This window comes from Amycolatopsis sp. NPDC003865 (genome assembly GCF_053605345.1).
On record NZ_JBSGJA010000003.1, the window covers coordinates 87376 to 104906 of the forward strand.

The window sequence follows — 17531 nt, forward strand, 5'->3', positions numbered from 1 at the left end:
ATGCCGGGACTACCAGCGGTCGTGCACGAGCGGACGGACCAGCTCGTCGTACGTCTCGCGCACGCCCGCCAAGGCCTCTTCGGACAACGGCGGCAACGCGGCCGCCGCGGTGTTCGCCGTGGCCTGCGCCGCGTTGCGCGCGCCCGGGATCACCGTGCTGACGCCCGGCTGGTCGATGATCCACCGCAGCGCGAACTGCGCCAGCGCCTGCCCCTCGGGCACCAGCCCGCGCAGCCGCTCGACCGCCGCCAGCCCGACCTCGTACGGCACGCCCGAGAAGGTCTCGCCGACGTCGAACGCCTCGCCGTGGCGGTTGAAGTTCCGGTGGTCGTCGGCGGCGAACGTCGTCGACGCCGTGTAGCGCCCGGACAGCAGGCCGGACGCCAGCGGCACGCGCGCGATGATCCCCGCGCCCGCCTCGGCCGCCACGGGCAGCACGCGCTCCAGGGGCTTGAGCCGCAGGCAGTTGAGGATGATCTGCACCGAAGCGACATTCGGCCGGGCCAGCGCCGTCAACGCCTCGTCACACGTCTCGACGCTCACGCCGTACGCCTTGATCCGGCCCTCGGAGACCATCTCGTCCAGGGCGTCGTACACCGCGTCGGACGAGTACACCGGCGTCGGCGGGCAGTGCAGCTGGACCAGGTCGAGCGTGTCCACGCCGAGGTTGCGGCGCGAGCGGTCGTTCCACTCGCGGAAGTTCGCGGCGACGTAGTTCTCCGGCACCTGCTCGACCCGGCGGCCCATCTTCGTCGCGACGAACACCCCGTCCCGCGCGGCGGCGAACCGGCCCACCAGCCGTTCGCTGCGCCCGTCGCCGTAGACGTCCGCGGTGTCGAAGAAGGTGACGCCGGCGTCGGCCGCCGCGTTCAGCACCGCCAGCGCGTCGGTTTCGTCGACTTCGCCCCAGTCCGCGCCGAGCTGCCAGCAGCCGAGCCCGACGACGGACACCTCACGGCCCAGCCGGGCGATCTTCCGGTTCTCCATGCCGCGATCCAAGCACACCTATGATCGGCGGTCATGGCCATGACATCGGGTCCGGACGGGCTGGGGACCCGGATGCGGCACGTGCTCGAGATCTTCGAGTCCGACGTCGCGCTGTTCCTCGCCGACATCGGCCTCGCCGACTACCGCCCCCGGTACTCACCGGTGGTGCGGGCGCTGCTCGCGCGCGGCCCGCTGGCCATCCGCGACCTCGCCGCCGAAATCGGCGTGACGCACTCGGCGGCCAGCCAGACCGTCGCGCAGATGAACCGCGCCGGGCTCGTCAGCCTCGAACCGGGCGCGGACGCGCGTCGGCGCATCGTGTCCCTGACCGAGAAGACGCGCGGCCTGCTGCCGCTGATCGAGGCGGAGTGGACAGCGACGACCGAAGCGTCGGAAGCGCTGGAAGCCGAGCTGCCCTACCCGTTGCGCGGGGTGCTGGCGGCGATCGTCGAGGCGCTGGAGCGCAAGCCGTTCCGGCAGCGGATCGCGGAGACCGCCGCCGCCCGGGAGCTCCTGGAGCCCTGATCAGGCGCCGGGGATGCGGAAGACGGCCCAGACGAACTTGCCGCCGGGGCAGCGCTCGAAGCCCCAGTCCTCGGACAGGGCCTGGACCAGGACGAGCCCGCGGCTGCGGGCCTCGGCGGGCGACGGCGCCCGCAGCTCCGGCAGCAGCTGCCCGGCGTCGTGCACTCGCAGCGTAAGCCGCCCGTCGGCGTAGGCCAGCTCGAGGCGCCGCGGGCGTTCTCCGTGCTCGAAGGCGTTGGTGACCAGCTCGGACGTGGCCAGCAGGACGTCGTCCAGCTGCGCCTCGCACAGGCCGGCCGCGAGCAGCGCCGAGCGAACTTCGTGCCGCGCCCGGGCCGGGGCCGTCACGTCGTCCGGGAGGGGCACCGCCAGCGGCGCGGCCTGGACAGCCGTGCGCTGCGGCATCCTCGACGTCGTCATCGGTCCCCCTCCCAGTGAGTTCCGGTACCGTCCGCTTGGTACCCAAGCGGGTGAGCGGCTAATCAGGTGCCGTCGGCGAGCTCGGATTCGTCCAGGCCCGAACGCAGCTTCTTCAAGGTCGCGGCCAGCAACCGCGACACCTGCATCTGGGAGACCCCGACGCGGCGCGCGATGTCCGACTGGCTCATCCCGGACCCGAACCGCAGCGCGACGATCTTGCGCTCCCGCTCGGGCAGGCTCTCCAGCATCGGGCGCAGCGCCTCCCGCAGCTCGGCCTGGCCGAGCTCGGCGTCCGGCGCCCCGAACCGCGTGTGCGCGGCGTTCTCCAGCAGGTGGTCCAGCGACGCGCCGTAGCGGCCCTGACCGGCGCGAAGGCCCTCGTAGACGTCCTCGATCGGCACGCCGAGCCGCGACGCGATCTCACTGGGCTTCGGCGCGCGCGAGAGCTGCACCGTGAGCTCCTCGCGCGCGGCGGAGATGTTCGCGTTCAGCTCCTTGAGCCGCCGCGGCACCCGCACCGACCAGCTGTTGTCGCGGAAGTGGTGGCGCAGCTCCCCGGAGATGGTGGGGACGGCGAAGGCCAGGAAGTCCGTCCCCTGTTCGGGGTCGAACCGGTCGACGGCGTGGATCAGCCCGACCGTGGCGATCTGGACCAGGTCCTCCATCGCCTCGTCGCGGTTGCGGAACTTCCGGGCCAGGTTGCGCGCGAGCTCCAGGTGCGTGCGCACCAGCGTGTCGCGGATGCGCTCCCGCTCCGGCGAGTCCGCCGGCAGCCCGGCGAGTTGGGTGAACAGCGCGGCGACGTCCTCCCCGCTGCCCCCGGCGGGGTCGGTCACGAGTCCGCCGCCTGGCTCTCCCGGACGAGGTCGACCCGGGACAGGTAGCGCCCGTCCTCCGGGGTCACCGTGCGCTCGGCCGACGTCGCGAGCGCGGTCAGCAGCTGCCACGACAGCCCGGAGTCGTCTTCGTGGTCGGGCGTGTCCGAAAGCACCGACACCGAGACCTCGATGCGCGGTCCGTTCCACGAGAAGACGCAGGTGAGCCTGCCGTCCGAACTGGCGGGGAGCAGCAGCGAGCACGCTTCGTCCACCGCCATCCGGAGGTCCTCGACGGCGTCGAGGTCGAAGTCCTGGCGCATGGCGATGTCCGCCACGATGGTGCGCAGCGTCGGCACGACGTGCGGGATCGCTGCCGTCCGCACCTCGATGACCTGCGCGCCTTCCGGGACGAGGGGGGCGTTGTCCTCCACGTTTGTTCCTTTCTCCGGCTCGCGCTCCAGGGGTCGGCGGTGTCCTCTTCACGCCCGGTCGCGAGATGCCCGTGGGGTGAGCAAACCAAACCCGGGTTTGATCCGCTCCACCGGCGGGCATGTAGCGGTCGAGATGCTCATCCTGGGAAAGGCAGGGACGACATGGCTGACGTCAGCCGGCTGCCCAACGTGGTTGCTGAAGAGTGGGAATGGCAGCTGCGCGGTTCTTGCCGCGGCGCGGACAGCAGCCTGTTCTTCCACACGGACAACGAGCGGGGTTCGGCACGCGAGCGGCGCGAGTCCCGGGCCAAGGCCATCTGCCAGACGTGCCCGGTGCTGGCGCAGTGCCGGCAGCACGCGATGACCGTGCAGGAGCCGTACGGCATCTGGGGCGGCCTCGGCGAGATCGAGCGGCGGCAGCTGTTCCTGCGCCAGCGCAGGGCGGCGCGCAAGGCCGTGAGCGCGCACTGACCAGGCAGGATCCGATCGCACGTGAACAGTCGGAGCGAATGGGTGGCGGCCGTGGCGGGCTCGGTCGCTTCCTGGGTTAGGGTTGGCCCCGGAGTTGCCTTTGACCGTGCCGGCGTGAGCTTCAGGAAGGCACGGTGACACGGTTGCCGCTTGAGACAGCAGGCGCGTACCCGGCGCAGGAGCAGCGCCTGACGAGGAGAAACTGCATGCCCGCAGCCGACCAGAACGCCACCCCGCCCGGGTTCGGCATCACGCTGGACACCGACGCGACGGAGCCCCGGGTGGTGGTCACCGGCGAGCTCGATCTGCTCACCAGCCCGCAGCTGCAGGAGGCCCTGGCGGGGCTGATCGCGGACAAGCGCGCGCAGCGGGTCGTGGCCGATCTGACCGGGGTGACCTTCTTCGATTCCTCCGCGCTGAACGTGGTGCTCCGCGCACAACGCCAGGCCGGCGAGCAGGATGTCGAGCTCGAGGTCGTCCCCAGTCCCGCCGTGAGCCGCGTGATCGAGCTCACCGGCGTTGCCGAACACCTGAGCGTGTCGGAAGACCCCCAAGCCTGACCGGCCGCTACGGTTCCGCGGAGTGATTTTCCCGCGGTGACCTGGGGGCGGCACGATGATGGGGCGGACGCACGCCCTGACCGGCTGGTGCGCGGGCTTGGCCCTGGCGCCCGCGGTCGGGGCCGGTTCGGTGCACCAGGCGGTGGTCTTCGCGGCCACCACGGCGGGGTTCGCCCTGCTGCCCGACCTCGACCACCCCGGCGCGAGCGCGTCCCGGCTGCTCGGCTGGCTGACGGGCGCGTTGTCGTGGCTGCTACGCCGTGTGTCGGCGGCGTTCTACGCGCTGACGAAGGGGCCCCGCGACGAGAAGGTGACGGGCCAGCACCGTCACCTGTCCCACACGGTCCTGTTCGCGGCCGGCCTCGGCGCGCTGACGTCGTGGGGCACCGAAACCGGTGGCCCGTGGGCGGTCGTCGGTGTCGTGATCTTCGGGTTGATGCTGGCCGAAGGCGCCTTGGGCGACTGGCTGCTGCCGGTGAGCGGCGCGGCGGTGGCCTGGTGGTTCTTCACCGCGCCGCCCGACCGGGCCGGCGAGCTCGAAGCCATTTCGGGCTGGCTGGGCATCGCGGTCGCGGCGGGCTGCCTGACCCACTGCCTCGGCGACGCGCTGACGGAGTCCGGCTGCCCGTTCCTCTTCCCGATCCCGATCGCGGGCGAGACCTGGTACGAGCTGGGGCCGCCGAAGGCCCTCCGGTTCAAGACGGGCAAGAAGGTCGAGAAGCGGCTGGTCTTCCCGGTGTTCGTGGTGCTCGGCGTGCTGCTGGTGCCCGGCGTGTGGGACTGGTCGGTGCACACTTTCGAGCGGCTGTTCATCCCGCCGGCGAGCCAGCAGGCGACCACGCCTTGACCCGTTCCGCCGCCGCGGCGGTGTCGGTGTAGTCGCGGGTGTGCGCGATCAGGCCGTCCTTGATCGTCATCACCATCACGTACGTGGCGACGAAGCTTTCGCCGCCCATTTCCTGGTGGAGGTCGAACTCGGCGACCAGCACCGACGGGTCTTTCGTTTCGTGCACGACGACGTTGCCGGCCTTCGTGATGCGCCGGGCCGCACCGGCGCGGCGGAACCGGCGGCGCAGCTCCTCGCGGCCGTGGGTCACCCGCGGCGCGCCGGGCAGGGTGAACGGCATTTCGAGGGTGACGTCTTCGGCGTAGCAGTCGGCGAGGTCGTCCCAGCGGTTCTCGACCGAAGCGGCCAGGAAGCGGTCGAAGACGGAACGCGCCGGGGACACGGTGCTGGGCATCGGAATTCTCCTGGAAGACTGGGCGTTGAATCGGAACGGTGCACCCGCTTACGACGATACGGAGCGTGCGTTCCGTTTGTCAACGAGGAGAAGAACATGGAGAAGATGCGCGCGGACGCGCGGCGCAACCGGGCCAAGGTCCTGGCTGCCGCCGAGGAGGCGTTCGCCGCCGACGGGCTCGCCGTGCCGCTCGACGACATCGCGCGGCTGGCCGGCGTCGGCGCCGGCACCGTCTACCGGCACTTCCCCAGCAAGGAGGCGCTCTTCCAGGCCGTCGTCCTCGAGCGGATCGAGCAGTTCGCCGAAGAGGCGCGCGGGCTCGCCGCGGCCGACCAGCCCGGTGAGGTCTTCCTCGACTACTTCGTCCGGGTCATCAAGCAGGCCTCGCTCAACCGGGCCATCTGCGACGCCCTCGCCGAGACCAGCGGTCACGCCTTCAAGGCCGGCGCGGGCGACGACTTCCGCTCCGCGCTCGGCGAACTGCTGAAGCGGGCGCAGGACGCCGGTGCCGTCCGCCGCGACATCGACGGCGACGACCTGCGGGCGCTCATCGTCGGCTGCCTCGCCGTCGAGCGGTACTCGCCGGGCAGCACGCACCTCGTCCGGATCGTCGTCGACGGGCTGCGGGCGTCAGCCGGGGAGAGCGACGTCGCGTAGCTGCGCCCGGCTGGCGACACCAAGCTTCGGGAACACCTTGTAAAGGTGGTACCCGACGGTCCGCGGGCTGAGGAACAGCCGCGCGCCGATCTCGCGGTTGGACAGCCCGGCCGCCGCCAGCTCCGCGACCTGACGCTCCTGCGCGGTCAGCTGCCCGTGGCCCGGCGCGGACGACCCGGCCGCGCGCAGTTCCCGGCCGGCCGTGGCCGCCCACTCCGCCGCGCCGAGGCTTTCGAACGTCTCCAACGCGGCCCGCAGCTCGACCTTGGCCTCGGTGATCCGCCGCTCCCGCCGCAACCGCTGGCCCAGCCGAAGCCGGCCCCGCGCCCGCTCGAACGGCAGGCCGGGTCCGGCGACCCACTCCGACCGCGCTTCGGCGCGGTCGAACGCAGCCGCGGCGTCCACGTCCCGGTGCCCGAGCGACGAAAGCCGTTCCGCCGCTTCGGCGAGCTCGCCGCGCGAGAGGTGCAGCGCGCCCAACGCCCACCGGGCGTGGGCCGCCGCCAGCGCGTTGTCCTGGGCGGGCGCTTCCCGCAGTGCGAGTTCCGCGTACCGGCGACACTCGGGGCCGTCGCCGCGCAGAGCCGCGAGCCGGGCCAGAACCGCGTGAGCGTCGGCCACCGTCACGCGCTGCTCGGCCGCGGTCCGCAGCGCTTCCTCCGCGTGCGCCCGTGCGTCGGCCCAGCGGCCGAGGTCCAGTTCGAGCTCGGCCAGCCACACCAGCAGGACCGCGTAGAGCGCGAGAATCCCGTTGGCGCGCAGGCGTTGTGCGGCGACGAGGCCGAACTCCCGCGTGGCCTGCCGGTGCGGGCCGCGGCGGCTGATCGCCATCGTGACGAGCCAGCGGTGCGCGTGCCGCTCGGTGAGCGTGTCCGGCACGACGTCGACGATCCGCCACGGGTCCGGCGTCTCGCCGTCGCCGACGAGCAGCTCGGCCAGGACGTGGAAGCCGGGTTCGCACGGCAGCGCGGTGATCCGCCGGGCCAGCGCGACGACGTCCTCCCAGCGGTCGCGGTGGTGCGCGGCGTCGATGGCGAGGAACAGCGCCCGGGCGGCGTGACTGGGATCGGTCTGCCCGGCCACGGTGACCAGGTGCTCCTGCGCGGCGGCGAGGTTGCCGCTGTAGAGCTCGATGAGCCCGCGCAGCCGCCCGGTGAACGGCCGGGCGACGGGCTCGCGCACCTGCGCGGCCATGACTTCGAGCAGCCGGCGGGCCCGCGCGGGATCACCGGCCTTCCACGCGGAATGGGCGGCTTCGCAGAGGCCGTGGGCCCGCGCGGTTTCGTCCATGCCTCGAAGCTAGGGGTGGCCGGCTGAGACGTCGTTCAGGTCCCGCAGCCGCCGCAGGGGCGACCAGAGCAGGATCGCCGCCGACGCCAGCACCCCGGCCGCCGCGATGTGCAGCGTCACCCGCATCCCGAACGCGCTCGCCAGCGCGCCACCGAGCAGGCTGCCGAGCGGAACGGCGCCGAAGACCAGCGTGTGCGTGATCGAGTTGACCCGGCCCAGCAGCTCCGGCGGCGCGACGGCCTGCTGGAAGCTCATGCCGAAGACGTTCAGCACGATGACGCCGAAGCTGGTGAAGAACCCGGCGACGACGTAGCAGGCGAGCCCCCAGCCGGGCTCGGTGAACGGGTAGAGCTGGTAGGCCAGGCCGTACAGCACCGCCGCGCCCCAGAGCGCCCGCGCGCCCCCGAGCCGCGCGCCGATCCGCCGCGCGGTGAGCCCGGCGGTGAGCGCGCCGGTCAGCGTCACCGTGCCGAGCAGCCCGATCGCCCACGGCGAAAGGCCGACGTCACGGGCCAGGAACACGACGACGATGGCCAGGTGCACCGACTGGAAGAAGCTGGACACGGCACCGTGCACGCTGATCGCGAGCAGGATCCGGTCGGCGCGGACGACGCGGAGACCGTCGCCGATCTCGCGCAGCAGCCGCCGCGGCCGGGGTTCGGGCCGGACGTCGGGGGTTTCGATCCGGCGCAGCCACAGCGCCGACCACAGGTAGCTGACGGCGTCGACGGCCAGCGCCGCGGCGTTGCCGAGCGCCTGGACGACCAGCCCGGCCAGGCCGGGGCCGGCGACCGCGGCCATCGACAGGTTCGTCTGGAGCCGGGAGTTCGCGTCCGGCAGCTCTTCGCGCGTGACCAGCCGCGGGACGTAGGTCTGGTGCGCGATGTCGAAGAACACGCCCAGCAGCCCGACCCCGAGCACCACGACCAGCAGGTGGGCCAACCCGAGCACGCCGAACAGCGCGGCGACCGGGATGGACGCGATCAGCACCGCGCGGCCGACGTCGGCGGCGATCAGCACCGGGCGGTGGCGCATCCGGTCGCACCACGCGCCGACCTGCAGGCCGAGCACCAGGTACGGCAGGCTCTCCGCGGTCCGCAGTAGCGACACCTCGAAGACCGACGCGCCGAGCGCGGTGACCGCGAGCAGCGGCACCGCCAGCACGTCGACCCGGCTCCCGAGCTGGCTCACCAGGTCGGCGGCCCACAGCCGGCGGAAGTCGCGGTTCCCCAGTGCCCCCATGTAGCCAACTTGGCACGCTCAGCAAAGTTGAGTCAAGCAGACTCAAGGTGCACGTTCTGTAACACCAAGTAAGATCAACGCGAGTAAGTCCTCGTACCTGCGCTTTTGTGGCGAGGGGGTGCCCGGATGAACGGCCGACCTACCTGGGGCTCCGCCGCGGTCACCGGGCTGGCGGGGTTCTCCGCCGGACTGCTGGTCGCCGCGCTGCTCATCGCCGGCCGGGCGGCGCCCAAGCCCGCCGATCTCCCGACCACCCCGCCGCCCACCACCGTCTCCGCCGTGCCCGTCACGGTGACCGCGTCCGTGCCGCCGTCCACCGTCACCTCGGTGGAGACTTCGCCGCCGACCACCACCACGAGCGTCGTCGAAGTGACCGTGACGCCGCCGGCCACGGCCACTTCCACCACGGAAACCTCGCCCGCTCTGCCGCTGACCAGCGGGTGGCGTGACTGACCCGTGCAACCCGCGCGCCCGGAACTCCGTCCAGACCGCATGCGAAGGATTCCGTGGATCGCGGTGCTCCTCGTCGCCGGCTGCGGCCAGGCTGGCGGCGGCGGGGTGGCCTGCCCGGACATCGGCACCCGGGTCGGGATCGGTCTCACCGTCCCGGATCCCGCCGGTGTCACGCGCGCCTCGCTCGACGCCTGCTGGGGCGACCAGTGCGTCACGCGCCCCGTCGACCTCCAGCCGGAGACGGCCGCCGGCGCCACGTCCTGCACCGGGACCGGCCCCGACGCCGCCTGCGGCGCCTCGATGGTCCCGACCGGCGGGCTGCAGGGCTTCGCCGACATCCCCGGCCTGCCCGCCGAGCCGGTCAAGGTGACCGTCCGGTTCGACGACGGCCGCCCGCACACCGTCACCGTCACGCCCGGCTTCCTGCACCCGGGCGGCCCCGCCTGCGGGCAGGGCGGGCCGCAGGCCCAGCTCGTGGCCGGTCCCGGCCACGAGCTGAAACCGCGTTAGCCGACGTCCCGGCGGCGCCAGCCCACCAGGCCTGCCACCAGCGCCACCACCACGATCGCCAGCAGCCAGACCAGTGGTGTCGCGACGAACTCCTGGCCGGGGATCTTCGGCGGGTGCTGGAACGGCGACACGTCGAGCACGGCCTGCGGCAGGTTGACGACCGGGCCGAACAGGCTCAGCAGCAGCGCCAGCGCGCCGACCGCCCACGCGGCGGCCGAGAACCCCGGCAGCAGCCCGAAGATCGCCACCGCCAGCGCCACGACCACCCAGGCCGCCGGCAGCTGGACGAGCATCCCGGCGAGCGCGTCGCCGACCGAGCCGCCGACGTCGCCGGTGCGCAACCCGTTGGCCAGCCCCATGAACAACCCGCCGGCGAGCAGCAGCAACGCCGTCCCGAGGAAGGCGAACACCAGGTGGCCGCCTGCCCAGCGCAGCTTGCCGACGCTCGTGGCCAGCACCGGCTCGAGCCGGATCGCCGTCTCCTCGCCGCGCATCCGCAGCACGGCTTGGACCCCGTACAGCGCCGCGACCATGGCGAACATCCCGGCCATCGCGGCCAGGAACGCCTGCGTCAGCGCGTGGCTGCCGCCGAGCCGTTCGAAGATCTGCTGCGCCTGCGGGCTCGACCCGACGAGGTCGCCGATGCCGCTGGCGATCGAGCCGAACACCGCGCCGACCACGGCCGTGCCGATCGTCCAGCCGAGCAGCGGACCGCGGTGCAGCCGCCAGGCCAGCGCCAGCGGCGACCGCAGGCTCGCCGCCGCCCGGGCCGGTCCCGGCCGCGGCGGCAGGATGCCGACGCCGACGTCACGGCGGGGGAGCAGCCAGTACCCGGCCGCGCCGACGACCAGCGCGAACACCACCGGCAGCGCGAGCACCCACCAGCGTTCGCCGGCGAACGCGCGGACCTGCTGCACCCAGCCGATCGGCGACAGCCACGACAGCCAGCGAGCGTCCACAGTGGAATCCCCGGCGCCGCGCAGCAGGAACGCGGCGCCGACGACGGCGGTGCCGATCCCGTTGGCCGTGCGGGAGTACTCGGCGAGCTGGACGGCGACCGCCGCGACGGCGGTGAACACCAGCCCGGTCAGGGCTTCCGCCGCGCCGAAGGCGACCGAACCGGCGGCGGGCAGGCCGGCGCCGACCATGCTGACCGCCTGCACGATCCCGATCAGCACGCTCGCGCCGCCGGCCACCAGCAGCGCCGACGTCAGCGCCGCGTACCGGCCGACGACCGCGGACGCGAGCAGCTCCGCGCGGCCGGTGTCCTCCTCCGCGCGGGTGTGCCGGGTGACCGTGAAGACCACCATGAGCCCGGTGAGCAGGGCCAGGAACCCGCACATGCGCCAGGCGATGAACCCGCCGGCGGTGGTCAGGTCGAACGGTGGCCCGTACAGCAGGGCGTACGACGGGTTGGTGTTCGCGCCGGCCTGCAGGGCCAGCCGGTCGGCGACCGTCGGGTAGAACTGCGTGAACGTGTTGACCGTGCTCGCCGGGACGATGCTCAGCAGCACGATCCAGATCGGCAGGACCACGCGGTCGCGGCGCAGCGCGAGCCGGGTGAGGTGCCAGGTGCCCGCCAGTTCGTGGGCGGGCGCGACCTCGGCTTCGGCGCGGGAGAGCGTCGCCGTCATTTCGCGCTCGCCTCGGTGGTGTAGTGCCGCAGGAAGAGCTCTTCCAGCGTCGGCGGCTGGCTGACCAGGCTCCGGACACCGACTTCGGTGAGCCGGCGGAGGGCTTCGTCGAGCGAGCGCGTTTCGACGTCGAAGCGGACGCGGTTGCCCTCGACCTTGAGGTCGTGGATGTTCGCCAGCTTCGTGAGCCCGTTGGGCGGCCCGGCCAGCTCGGCGGTGATCGACGTCCGGGTGAGGTGGCGCAGCTCGGCGAGGGTGCCGGATTCGACCGTCTTGCCGTTGCGGATGATGCTGACCTTGTCGCACAGCGCCTCGACCTCGGCGAGGATGTGGCTGGACAGCAGCACGGTCCGGCCCTGTTCGCGCTCCTCCTGGATGGCGTACTGGAACGTCGCCTCCATCAGCGGGTCGAGGCCGGACGTCGGCTCGTCGAGGATCAGCAGGTCGACCCGCGACGCGAGCGCCGCGACGATGGCGACCTTCTGCCGGTTGCCCTTCGAGTACGTCCGCCCCTTCTTCTTCGGGTCGAGGTCGAACCGCTCGATGAGGTCGGCGCGGCGCTTCTCGTCGAGCCCGCCGCGCAGGCGGCCGAGCAGGTCGATCACCTCGCCGCCGGAGAGGTTGGGCCAGAGGTTGACGTCGCCGGGCACGTAGGCCAGGCGGCGGTGCAGGCTCGCCGCGTCCTTCCAGGGGTCGCCGCCGAGCAGCCGGACGTTCCCGGAGTCCGCGTGGAGCAGTCCGAGCAGGACCCGGACGGTGGTGGACTTCCCGGCGCCGTTCGGGCCGAGGAACCCGTGTACTTCCCCAGTAGGTACCTGCAGATCAAGGCCGTCCAGGGCCTTCGTCCGGCCGAAAGACTTGTGGAGGCCGGAGATCGCGATGGCGTTTTCCATGCTTCGGAAGCTACACTGGTTTCACAAAGTTGTGAAGTTAAGAAAATGTCTAGATGGAGTGATCTTGCTGGGGTGGTACGGAAGGATGGGCCGATGACGACGCCTGACACGAAGAGGGATGAAGACGCCGTCCGCCGGTACGTCGAGAGCCTCGCGCTCGTGCTTTCGCAGATCGGGATGCAGCGCATGGCCGCGCGGGTGTTCGCCGCGCTGATGACCACCGACGAAGGCCGGCTGACCGCCGCCGACCTGGCCTCGCAGCTGTCGGTCAGCCCGGCCGCCATTTCAGGGGCCGTCCGCTTCCTCGAGCAGATCGGCCTGGTGGCCAAGGAACGCGAGCCCGGCGAGCGTCGCGACCACTACCGCCTCTACGACGACCTCTGGTACGCCACGTTCCTCAAGCGCGACCGCATGATCATCATGTGGCGCGACGCGGCCGAGAACGGCATCGACGCGCTCGGCGAGGACTCGCCGGCGGGGAAGCGGCTCGCCGAGATGCGGGACTTCCTGTCGTTCATGCTGGTCGAGCTGAACGGCATGTACGAGCGCTGGCACAAGCTGCGCGAGGAGAAGAACGCCTAAAGCGCGGCGAGCAGGGTGTCCGCGAGCCGGCCGGCCAGCTCGGCCGGCTCGCTCTCCTCGAAGGTCGCCAGGAACGCCTGCTGGAAGCACGCGCCGAGGAGCAGGGACGCGGCCGCCTCGACGTCGGTCTCCGCCTTGATCCGGCCCAGTTCCCGCTCGGCGCGCAGGTAGTCCTCGACACCCTTCAACGGGATGCGCGGTCCGGCGCCGCCCACGCGGTCCCGGTGCGAGCGCAGCAGCTCGCGTGACGAGAACATCGAGATGGCGATCGGGAAGCTGTCGGCGTAGAACGCCAGGCCGAGCCGCGCGACGCGGACGAGGTTGTCCCGCAGGGGTGCCCGCCCGGGATCCGCGGTCAGCTCGGCCAGCGTGCTGCCGAGCGCGGGCAGCTCGTCGGAGAGCACGCTCAGGAACAGGTCGGTCTTGTCGCGGAAGTGCTTGTAGAGCATCGCCTCCGAGTAGCCGGCGGTCCGCGCGATGACCTTGGTGGTCGCGTGGGCGTAGCCCTGCTCGCGCATCACTTTCGCGGCCGCGGCGACGATCTCCGCACGGCTTCCCATGGCGGCTCCTGAGTGCGTTCTCAGCGTGGTTAGTGAACACTCACCCTACCTGGTGAGTGTTCACTAACCGAGGAGGACCACCATGAAGATCACCGTTCTCGGCGCCACGGGCGGCGTCGGCACCGAGGTCGTCAAGCAGGCACTGGACCGCGGCTGGGACGTCACGGCCGTCGTCCGCGACCCCGCTCGGCTGACCCAGCCGGCCCACGTCGTCGTCGCCGGCCTGCACGACCACGACAAGCTGGCGGCCGCGATCGAGGGGCGCGACGCGGTCATCTCGGCGGTGGGCTCCCGCGACCGCGGGCCGACGACCGTCTGCGTGGACGGCGCCCGCGCGGCGCTCGAGGCCGGGGCGAAGCGCCTGCTGGTCGTCAGCGCGAGCGGCATGCACACCGAAGGGGACGGCTTCTTCACCCGCACCCTGGTGAAGCCGCTGCTCAACACCTTCCTCAAGCACGGCTGGGCCGACATGCTCGCGATGGAGGACGTCGTCACGGCGTCCGGGGTGGACTGGACGGTGGTCCGCCCGCCGATGCTGCTGAACGGCTCCCGCACGGGCAAGGTCGCGAGCCGGCTGGACGGCAACGTCCGCACCTTCACGATCCGGCGCGCCGACGTCGCCGCGTACCTGCTCGACGCCGTGGCGGACCCCACGCTGATCAGGGCGAAGGTTTCGATCGCCCACGGCTGATCCGCCTTCCTCCCCGCCGCCGCCCTCAACGGAGGCGCTTCGCGCCGCTGTTCTAATTCCGGGATGGTGATCCTGGCCCAAGCCCTGTACGTCAAGCGCAAGACCCCGCGGCTCCCGGGCGCTGCGGGACCGACGGAGGGGCTCGTGCCGGGCGACGGCGAGCCGTTCCGGCTGGCCGTGCTCGGCGAGTCCACAGTGGACGGCGTCGGCGCGGCGAACCACGAGGAAGCGCTCACCGGCTGCCTCGCCCGGGAGCTCGCGCGCGGCGGGCGGGCGGTCCGCTGGCAGGCGGCCGGGCGGACCGGGGCCAACGCCCGGGTCGCCCGCAGCGAGCTGGTCCCGCTGCTCCGCCCGGCCGACCTGGTCGTGGTCGCGCTCGGCGTCAACGACACCATCGAGCTCCGGACGGGCCCCGCCTACCGCCGTGATCTTCTGGCACTGGTCGTCGACCTGCGACGGCGGCTCGGCCCGGTCGACGTCCTGCTGGCCGGGGTGCCGCCGATGTCCCGCTTCCCGGCGCTGCCGCGGCCGCTGCGGGACGTCCTCGCCGCCCGCTCGGCCGCGCTGGACCGGGCGGCCGCGACGCTGGCGCGGATCCCCGGCGTCCGGCACGCGCCGATGGACCCCGCCCTGCTCGACCCGGCCGCCTTCGCCTCCGACGACTTCCACCCGGGACCCGCCGGATACGCGCGCTGGGCCCGGAATCTGGCACTCACTGTGATCAGTTGGCCGCATTGCGTCGATCTTCGAAAAAAGTAGGGAATTCCGGTATCTGGCGGTGCCGCCACTGCGTCCTGTGGGGCAGCCAAGCACGGAGATGGGAACGAGGCAGGGGGTGCCGAGTTCGGAAATGCACGGTGACCGGGAGCCGAGGGGGCTACCGGACACCGTAGGCCGGGTGCCCTTCGGGGGAGGGGACATCCGGCGGGGCCCGTTGGGGAGCGGGTCCTTGAGGGAGGGGAGTACCGGTCGGCGCGGGTTCACCCGCTCGCGTCGGCCGGTACCTCCCGCAATCGTCATGTGACCGACGCGCGACCGACGAAGTAAGTGACTTGATGTATCCGAGATCCACCTGCACGCTCCTTCCCCCCGAAGGACCCGCGATACTGCCGTTGCCGACTCGAAGACTTTTCCGAAGAGGGGCAGATACCGTGACCGACGTGCAGACCACAGAGGTAGACCCACCGTGGGAAGGCCTGACCGGTGCCGAGCTGCACGCCGCGTGCATGCGGGCGGCCCGTGACGGTGACCGGCGGGCGATGGACCGCCTCGTCGCCGAGCTGACCCCGCTCGTCTGGCACGTCGCCCGCGCCAACGGCCTCGACCGCTCGGTCGCCGAGGACGTCGTGCAGACCGTGTGGCTGGCGCTGTTCAGCCAGCTCGGCAAGCTCCGCGACCCCAAGGCCCTCGCCGCCTGGCTCATCACGACCACCCGGCGCGAAGCCACCCACCCCTTCGGCCGCCGCATGCAGCCGGTGCCCTTGAGCGACGAAGTCGCCGAGGCCATGCCGAGCACCCAACCGGCACCTGAAGACGAAGCCGTCCGCGCCGACCGCGACCGCCGGGTCTGGCGCGCCTTCGTCCGGCTGCCCCAACGCTGTCAGGAACTGCTCCGGCTGACCGTCCTCGCGGGTCGCGCGGAGTACCAGCTCGTCGCCGAGGCGCTGCGCATGCCACGCGGCAGCGTCGGACCGACCAGGGGGCGCTGCCTCGATCAGATGCGCGATCTCCTCGCCAGTGAAGGGGGAAGCCGATGAACGACCTCGGAGCGCCGGGCGAGGCCTTTTCCGACGACGTGATCCTGGCCGACATCGGCCGCTTCCTCGACGAGCTGGACCCGCCACCGGGTGACCTGGTGCAGCGGGTCCAGTTCGCGCTCGCCCTCGAAGACCTCGACGTCGAGGTCGCGCGGTGGGAGCGGCTGGACAACCTCGCCGGCGTGCGCGGCGGCGGCACCGGGACGATCACCTTCACCGTCAGCGACCTGACGGTGATGATCAACCTGACCAAGATGGGCAAGCTGCACCGCATCGACGGCTGGCTGGTGCCCGCCGGCCAGTACGGCGTCGAGGTGCGCGTCGCCGAGCACGGCACGACGTCCACGACCGCCGACGAGGGCGGCCGGTTCGTGCTGGACAACGTGCCGCGCGGGACGACGCAGATCCTCGTGCACCTCGGGGACGTGTCGTGCCGCCGGACGGTCGTGACGCCGACGGTGGTGCTCTAACCGAGGAAGTCGGCCAGGGGGACGGGGGTCAGCCCGTCCTTCTTCGCCTGCTCGACGAACGCCGTGTAGTCCTCTTTGAAGGTCTTGCGGAAGTGCATCAGCACGATGTCGCCCGGTTTGAGCTTGTCGCCGGCCTGGAACTGGACGTGCCCGTCGTTGACCGCGGCCGTCCACAGCACCGCGACGCGCATCCCGCACGCGGCCGCCGCGCGCAGCGTGGTCTGGTCGTAGTTGCCGAACGGCGGCCGGAACAGCGACGGCCGCACGCCGAGCTCCGTCGCGAAGTCGTCGGCGTCGTCGCAGATCTCCTTGCGCTGGAACTCGAACGGCTTGCCCTTGAGGTTCGGGTGGTCGACCGTGTGGTCGCCGAGCGTCGCGCCGGTCGCGTCGAGGATCTGCTTGAAGTAGGCCTCGTGACCCTTCACGTACTTCTGGTTCAGGAACAGCACCGGGTGCGTCCCGTTCTGCTGCATCAGCTTCAGCGCGTCCGGGTCCTTGACCGCGCCGTCGTCCATGGTGAGGAAGACGTACGGCTTGTCGGTGGTGATCCGGCGCACCACCGGGACCTGGCCGTTCTCGACGGCCGGCGCCTTCTGCTGGACCGTGCCGAACGGGTACGGCGCCGACGTCGTCGTCCCGGGGCCGCCGCCCGGGGCCGGGTTCGGCTGGCTGGTGCCGAACTCCTTCCGGTCCGGCTCGCTCGTCGAGCAGGCCGTCAAGGCCAGTGCCGCGGCGACGGCCACGGCTGCGGCGCGCTTCATGCCAAGTCCCCCTTCCGCGTAGTGCAACTACACGAATGGGTGACGTTGAAGCAGGGGTCGAGGTTGTGTCCGGTGATCTTGTGTGGCCGGGGCCACCCAGGTCAGCGCCCGGTTTCGGCCGCCTTGACGAGCTTGCCCGAGAACAACCGGATCGCCGCGCGCAGTCCGGCGGCCACGATCGGGCCGCTGCCCTTGACCGGCTCGGTGAACGACCCGGTCCACCGCAGGTGCGTGCCGCCGTCGGCGGCGGGCGTCAGGAGCACCTCGGCGCGGTAGTCCTTGATCGGGTTGGCGCCGAAGAACGTGTAGACGTGCTTGCGGCCGGGCTCGTACTCGACCGTCTCCTCGCGGATCAGCACCGGCCACAGGCCGACCTCGCGGACCGCGCCGACGCCGGGGCCGGGCCGCTTCCAGCGCGCCTGGACGATGAGTGGCTTTCCCCACTCCGCCCAGCGCGGACCCTCCGCCTCGCGCGCGAACAACGCCTCCGGCGGAGCCGTGCTCGTGCGGTTGACCTCGAAGGAGAACTTGCGGCCCACCGGAACCTCCCACGTTGTTGACAGATTGATAATTAAGCG

24 protein-coding genes are annotated in these 17531 nt (G+C 72.0%); 12 read left to right on the top strand and 12 right to left on the bottom strand.

What is annotated here, in order from left to right:
* Positions 1-9: 9 nt before the first annotated feature.
* On the bottom strand, positions 10-987 hold the full coding sequence (locus ACWEVP_RS08910; RefSeq protein WP_452062042.1) for an aldo/keto reductase: 978 nt from the start codon (positions 985-987) through the stop codon (positions 10-12).
* A 33-nt stretch (positions 988-1020) separates the two neighbouring features.
* Here ACWEVP_RS08910 and ACWEVP_RS08915 point away from each other — a divergent pair, with 33 nt between their 5' ends.
* The gene (locus tag ACWEVP_RS08915; RefSeq protein WP_452062043.1) at positions 1021-1512 is read left to right on the top strand and encodes a MarR family winged helix-turn-helix transcriptional regulator; all 492 of its coding nucleotides are present in this window, start codon (positions 1021-1023) and stop codon (positions 1510-1512) included.
* Here the strand turns inward: ACWEVP_RS08915 and ACWEVP_RS08920 are convergent, their stop codons facing one another.
* The 3 genes from ACWEVP_RS08920 to ACWEVP_RS08930 form a co-directional block, all read right to left on the bottom strand.
* Positions 1513-1932 carry an ATP-binding protein gene (locus tag ACWEVP_RS08920; RefSeq protein ID WP_452062044.1) on the bottom strand — a complete coding sequence of 140 codons (420 nt, stop codon included), beginning with the start codon at positions 1930-1932 and terminating at the stop codon, positions 1513-1515. It abuts the gene before it with no gap.
* A gap of 62 nt (positions 1933-1994) precedes the next feature.
* Positions 1995-2768, bottom strand: a complete 774-nt coding sequence (locus tag ACWEVP_RS08925) for a SigB/SigF/SigG family RNA polymerase sigma factor (protein WP_452062045.1) — start codon at positions 2766-2768, stop codon at positions 1995-1997.
* Positions 2765-3181 carry an anti-sigma factor gene (locus ACWEVP_RS08930; RefSeq protein ID WP_452062046.1) on the bottom strand — a complete coding sequence of 139 codons (417 nt, stop codon included), beginning with the start codon at positions 3179-3181 and terminating at the stop codon, positions 2765-2767. Before ACWEVP_RS08930 ends, ACWEVP_RS08925 begins: the two co-directional genes overlap by 4 nt.
* 162 nt (positions 3182-3343) lie before the next feature.
* Between ACWEVP_RS08930 and ACWEVP_RS08935 the strand changes: the two genes are divergently transcribed.
* From ACWEVP_RS08935 to ACWEVP_RS08945, 3 genes are all read left to right on the top strand, one after another.
* The gene (locus ACWEVP_RS08935; protein ID WP_400901330.1) at positions 3344-3652 is read left to right on the top strand and encodes a WhiB family transcriptional regulator; all 309 of its coding nucleotides are present in this window, start codon (positions 3344-3346) and stop codon (positions 3650-3652) included.
* A 206-nt stretch (positions 3653-3858) separates the two neighbouring features.
* Complete coding sequence (locus tag ACWEVP_RS08940) at positions 3859-4212, top strand: STAS domain-containing protein (RefSeq protein ID WP_086862300.1); 354 nt, start codon at positions 3859-3861, stop codon at positions 4210-4212.
* 58 nt (positions 4213-4270) lie between these two features.
* Positions 4271-5059 (top strand): metal-dependent hydrolase, encoded by a 789-nt coding sequence (locus tag ACWEVP_RS08945; RefSeq protein WP_452062469.1) that lies wholly within the window; start codon positions 4271-4273, stop codon positions 5057-5059.
* On the opposite strand, the gene ACWEVP_RS08950 is transcribed toward ACWEVP_RS08945, so the two are convergent.
* Positions 5022-5453: a nuclear transport factor 2 family protein gene (locus ACWEVP_RS08950; protein WP_452062047.1), complete on the bottom strand. Its 432-nt coding sequence runs from the start codon at positions 5451-5453 to the stop codon at positions 5022-5024. The genes ACWEVP_RS08945 and ACWEVP_RS08950 overlap by 38 nt on opposite strands.
* 96 nt (positions 5454-5549) lie before the next feature.
* Between ACWEVP_RS08950 and ACWEVP_RS08955 the strand changes: the two genes are divergently transcribed.
* Positions 5550-6110: a TetR/AcrR family transcriptional regulator gene (locus tag ACWEVP_RS08955; protein WP_452062048.1), complete on the top strand. Its 561-nt coding sequence runs from the start codon at positions 5550-5552 to the stop codon at positions 6108-6110.
* Here ACWEVP_RS08955 and ACWEVP_RS08960 read toward each other — a convergent pair.
* Positions 6084-7400, bottom strand: coding sequence for a LuxR C-terminal-related transcriptional regulator (locus tag ACWEVP_RS08960; protein ID WP_452062049.1), 1317 nt, complete (start codon positions 7398-7400; stop codon positions 6084-6086). The two genes, ACWEVP_RS08955 and ACWEVP_RS08960, sit on opposite strands and share 27 nt — an antisense overlap.
* 9 nt (positions 7401-7409) lie before the next feature.
* A complete protein-coding gene (locus ACWEVP_RS08965; RefSeq protein ID WP_452062050.1) occupies positions 7410-8642 on the bottom strand; it encodes an MFS transporter in 1233 nt (410 codons plus the stop codon).
* Between the two features lie 126 nt (positions 8643-8768).
* On the opposite strand from ACWEVP_RS08965, the gene ACWEVP_RS08970 reads away from it, so the two are divergent.
* Together ACWEVP_RS08970 and ACWEVP_RS08975 are read left to right on the top strand one after the other, a co-directional pair.
* The gene (locus ACWEVP_RS08970) at positions 8769-9095 is read left to right on the top strand and encodes a hypothetical protein (RefSeq protein ID WP_452062051.1); all 327 of its coding nucleotides are present in this window, start codon (positions 8769-8771) and stop codon (positions 9093-9095) included.
* A gap of 39 nt (positions 9096-9134) precedes the next feature.
* Positions 9135-9605 (top strand): hypothetical protein, encoded by a 471-nt coding sequence (locus tag ACWEVP_RS08975; protein ID WP_452062052.1) that lies wholly within the window; start codon positions 9135-9137, stop codon positions 9603-9605.
* Here ACWEVP_RS08975 and ACWEVP_RS08980 read toward each other — a convergent pair.
* A complete protein-coding gene (locus ACWEVP_RS08980; protein WP_452062053.1) occupies positions 9602-11239 on the bottom strand; it encodes an ABC transporter permease in 1638 nt (545 codons plus the stop codon). The two genes, ACWEVP_RS08975 and ACWEVP_RS08980, sit on opposite strands and share 4 nt — an antisense overlap.
* The gene (locus ACWEVP_RS08985) at positions 11236-12132 is read right to left on the bottom strand and encodes an ATP-binding cassette domain-containing protein (RefSeq protein WP_452062054.1); all 897 of its coding nucleotides are present in this window, start codon (positions 12130-12132) and stop codon (positions 11236-11238) included. The genes ACWEVP_RS08980 and ACWEVP_RS08985 overlap by 4 nt, the downstream gene beginning before the upstream one ends.
* Positions 12133-12225: 93 nt before the next feature.
* Here ACWEVP_RS08985 and ACWEVP_RS08990 point away from each other — a divergent pair, with 93 nt between their 5' ends.
* Complete coding sequence (locus ACWEVP_RS08990) at positions 12226-12714, top strand: GbsR/MarR family transcriptional regulator (RefSeq protein WP_452062055.1); 489 nt, start codon at positions 12226-12228, stop codon at positions 12712-12714.
* Here the strand turns inward: ACWEVP_RS08990 and ACWEVP_RS08995 are convergent.
* Complete coding sequence (locus ACWEVP_RS08995) at positions 12711-13274, bottom strand: TetR/AcrR family transcriptional regulator (RefSeq protein WP_452062056.1); 564 nt, start codon at positions 13272-13274, stop codon at positions 12711-12713. The two genes, ACWEVP_RS08990 and ACWEVP_RS08995, sit on opposite strands and share 4 nt — an antisense overlap.
* Before the next feature lie 82 nt (positions 13275-13356).
* Between ACWEVP_RS08995 and ACWEVP_RS09000 the strand changes: the two genes are divergently transcribed.
* From ACWEVP_RS09000 to ACWEVP_RS09015, 4 genes are all read left to right on the top strand, one after another.
* Positions 13357-13965, top strand: coding sequence for an NAD(P)-dependent oxidoreductase (locus tag ACWEVP_RS09000; protein WP_452062057.1), 609 nt, complete (start codon positions 13357-13359; stop codon positions 13963-13965).
* Between the two features lie 63 nt (positions 13966-14028).
* Entirely contained in the window at positions 14029-14724 is a 696-nt protein-coding gene (locus tag ACWEVP_RS09005) for an SGNH/GDSL hydrolase family protein (RefSeq protein WP_452062058.1), read from the top strand.
* A gap of 392 nt (positions 14725-15116) precedes the next feature.
* Positions 15117-15722 (top strand): RNA polymerase sigma factor, encoded by a 606-nt coding sequence (locus ACWEVP_RS09010; RefSeq protein ID WP_452062059.1) that lies wholly within the window; start codon positions 15117-15119, stop codon positions 15720-15722.
* Complete coding sequence (locus ACWEVP_RS09015; RefSeq protein WP_452062060.1) at positions 15719-16192, top strand: carboxypeptidase regulatory-like domain-containing protein; 474 nt, start codon at positions 15719-15721, stop codon at positions 16190-16192. The genes ACWEVP_RS09010 and ACWEVP_RS09015 overlap by 4 nt, the downstream gene beginning before the upstream one ends.
* Here ACWEVP_RS09015 and ACWEVP_RS09020 read toward each other — a convergent pair.
* Together ACWEVP_RS09020 and ACWEVP_RS09025 are read right to left on the bottom strand one after the other, a co-directional pair.
* The gene (locus ACWEVP_RS09020; RefSeq protein ID WP_452062470.1) at positions 16189-16935 is read right to left on the bottom strand and encodes a polysaccharide deacetylase family protein; all 747 of its coding nucleotides are present in this window, start codon (positions 16933-16935) and stop codon (positions 16189-16191) included. The genes ACWEVP_RS09015 and ACWEVP_RS09020 overlap by 4 nt on opposite strands.
* Before the next feature lie 119 nt (positions 16936-17054).
* Positions 17055-17492, bottom strand: a complete 438-nt coding sequence (locus tag ACWEVP_RS09025; RefSeq protein ID WP_452062061.1) for an SRPBCC family protein — start codon at positions 17490-17492, stop codon at positions 17055-17057.
* Positions 17493-17531: the final 39 nt, after the last annotated feature.

Bases quoted from the DNA above. Each gene is read 5' to 3' on its own strand.
- ACWEVP_RS08910 (WP_452062042.1), bottom strand. From the start codon at position 987: ATGGAGAACCGGAAGATCGCCCGGCTGGGCCGTGAGGTGTCCGTCGTC.
- ACWEVP_RS08915 (WP_452062043.1), top strand. From the start codon at position 1,021: ATGGCCATGACATCGGGTCCGGACGGGCTGGGGACCCGGATGCGGCAC.
- ACWEVP_RS08920 (WP_452062044.1), bottom strand. From the start codon at position 1,932: ATGACGACGTCGAGGATGCCGCAGCGCACGGCTGTCCAGGCCGCGCCG.
- ACWEVP_RS08935 (WP_400901330.1), top strand. From the start codon at position 3,344: ATGGCTGACGTCAGCCGGCTGCCCAACGTGGTTGCTGAAGAGTGGGAA.
- ACWEVP_RS08940 (WP_086862300.1), top strand. From the start codon at position 3,859: ATGCCCGCAGCCGACCAGAACGCCACCCCGCCCGGGTTCGGCATCACG.
- ACWEVP_RS08945 (WP_452062469.1), top strand. From the start codon at position 4,271: ATGGGGCGGACGCACGCCCTGACCGGCTGGTGCGCGGGCTTGGCCCTG.
- ACWEVP_RS08950 (WP_452062047.1), bottom strand. From the start codon at position 5,453: ATGCCCAGCACCGTGTCCCCGGCGCGTTCCGTCTTCGACCGCTTCCTG.
- ACWEVP_RS08955 (WP_452062048.1), top strand. From the start codon at position 5,550: ATGGAGAAGATGCGCGCGGACGCGCGGCGCAACCGGGCCAAGGTCCTG.
- ACWEVP_RS08960 (WP_452062049.1), bottom strand. From the start codon at position 7,400: ATGGACGAAACCGCGCGGGCCCACGGCCTCTGCGAAGCCGCCCATTCC.
- ACWEVP_RS08965 (WP_452062050.1), bottom strand. From the start codon at position 8,642: ATGGGGGCACTGGGGAACCGCGACTTCCGCCGGCTGTGGGCCGCCGAC.
- ACWEVP_RS08970 (WP_452062051.1), top strand. From the start codon at position 8,769: ATGAACGGCCGACCTACCTGGGGCTCCGCCGCGGTCACCGGGCTGGCG.
- ACWEVP_RS08975 (WP_452062052.1), top strand. From the start codon at position 9,135: ATGCGAAGGATTCCGTGGATCGCGGTGCTCCTCGTCGCCGGCTGCGGC.
- ACWEVP_RS08980 (WP_452062053.1), bottom strand. From the start codon at position 11,239: ATGACGGCGACGCTCTCCCGCGCCGAAGCCGAGGTCGCGCCCGCCCAC.
- ACWEVP_RS08985 (WP_452062054.1), bottom strand. From the start codon at position 12,132: ATGGAAAACGCCATCGCGATCTCCGGCCTCCACAAGTCTTTCGGCCGG.
- ACWEVP_RS08990 (WP_452062055.1), top strand. From the start codon at position 12,226: ATGACGACGCCTGACACGAAGAGGGATGAAGACGCCGTCCGCCGGTAC.
- ACWEVP_RS08995 (WP_452062056.1), bottom strand. From the start codon at position 13,274: ATGGGAAGCCGTGCGGAGATCGTCGCCGCGGCCGCGAAAGTGATGCGC.
- ACWEVP_RS09000 (WP_452062057.1), top strand. From the start codon at position 13,357: ATGAAGATCACCGTTCTCGGCGCCACGGGCGGCGTCGGCACCGAGGTC.
- ACWEVP_RS09005 (WP_452062058.1), top strand. From the start codon at position 14,029: ATGGTGATCCTGGCCCAAGCCCTGTACGTCAAGCGCAAGACCCCGCGG.
- ACWEVP_RS09015 (WP_452062060.1), top strand. From the start codon at position 15,719: ATGAACGACCTCGGAGCGCCGGGCGAGGCCTTTTCCGACGACGTGATC.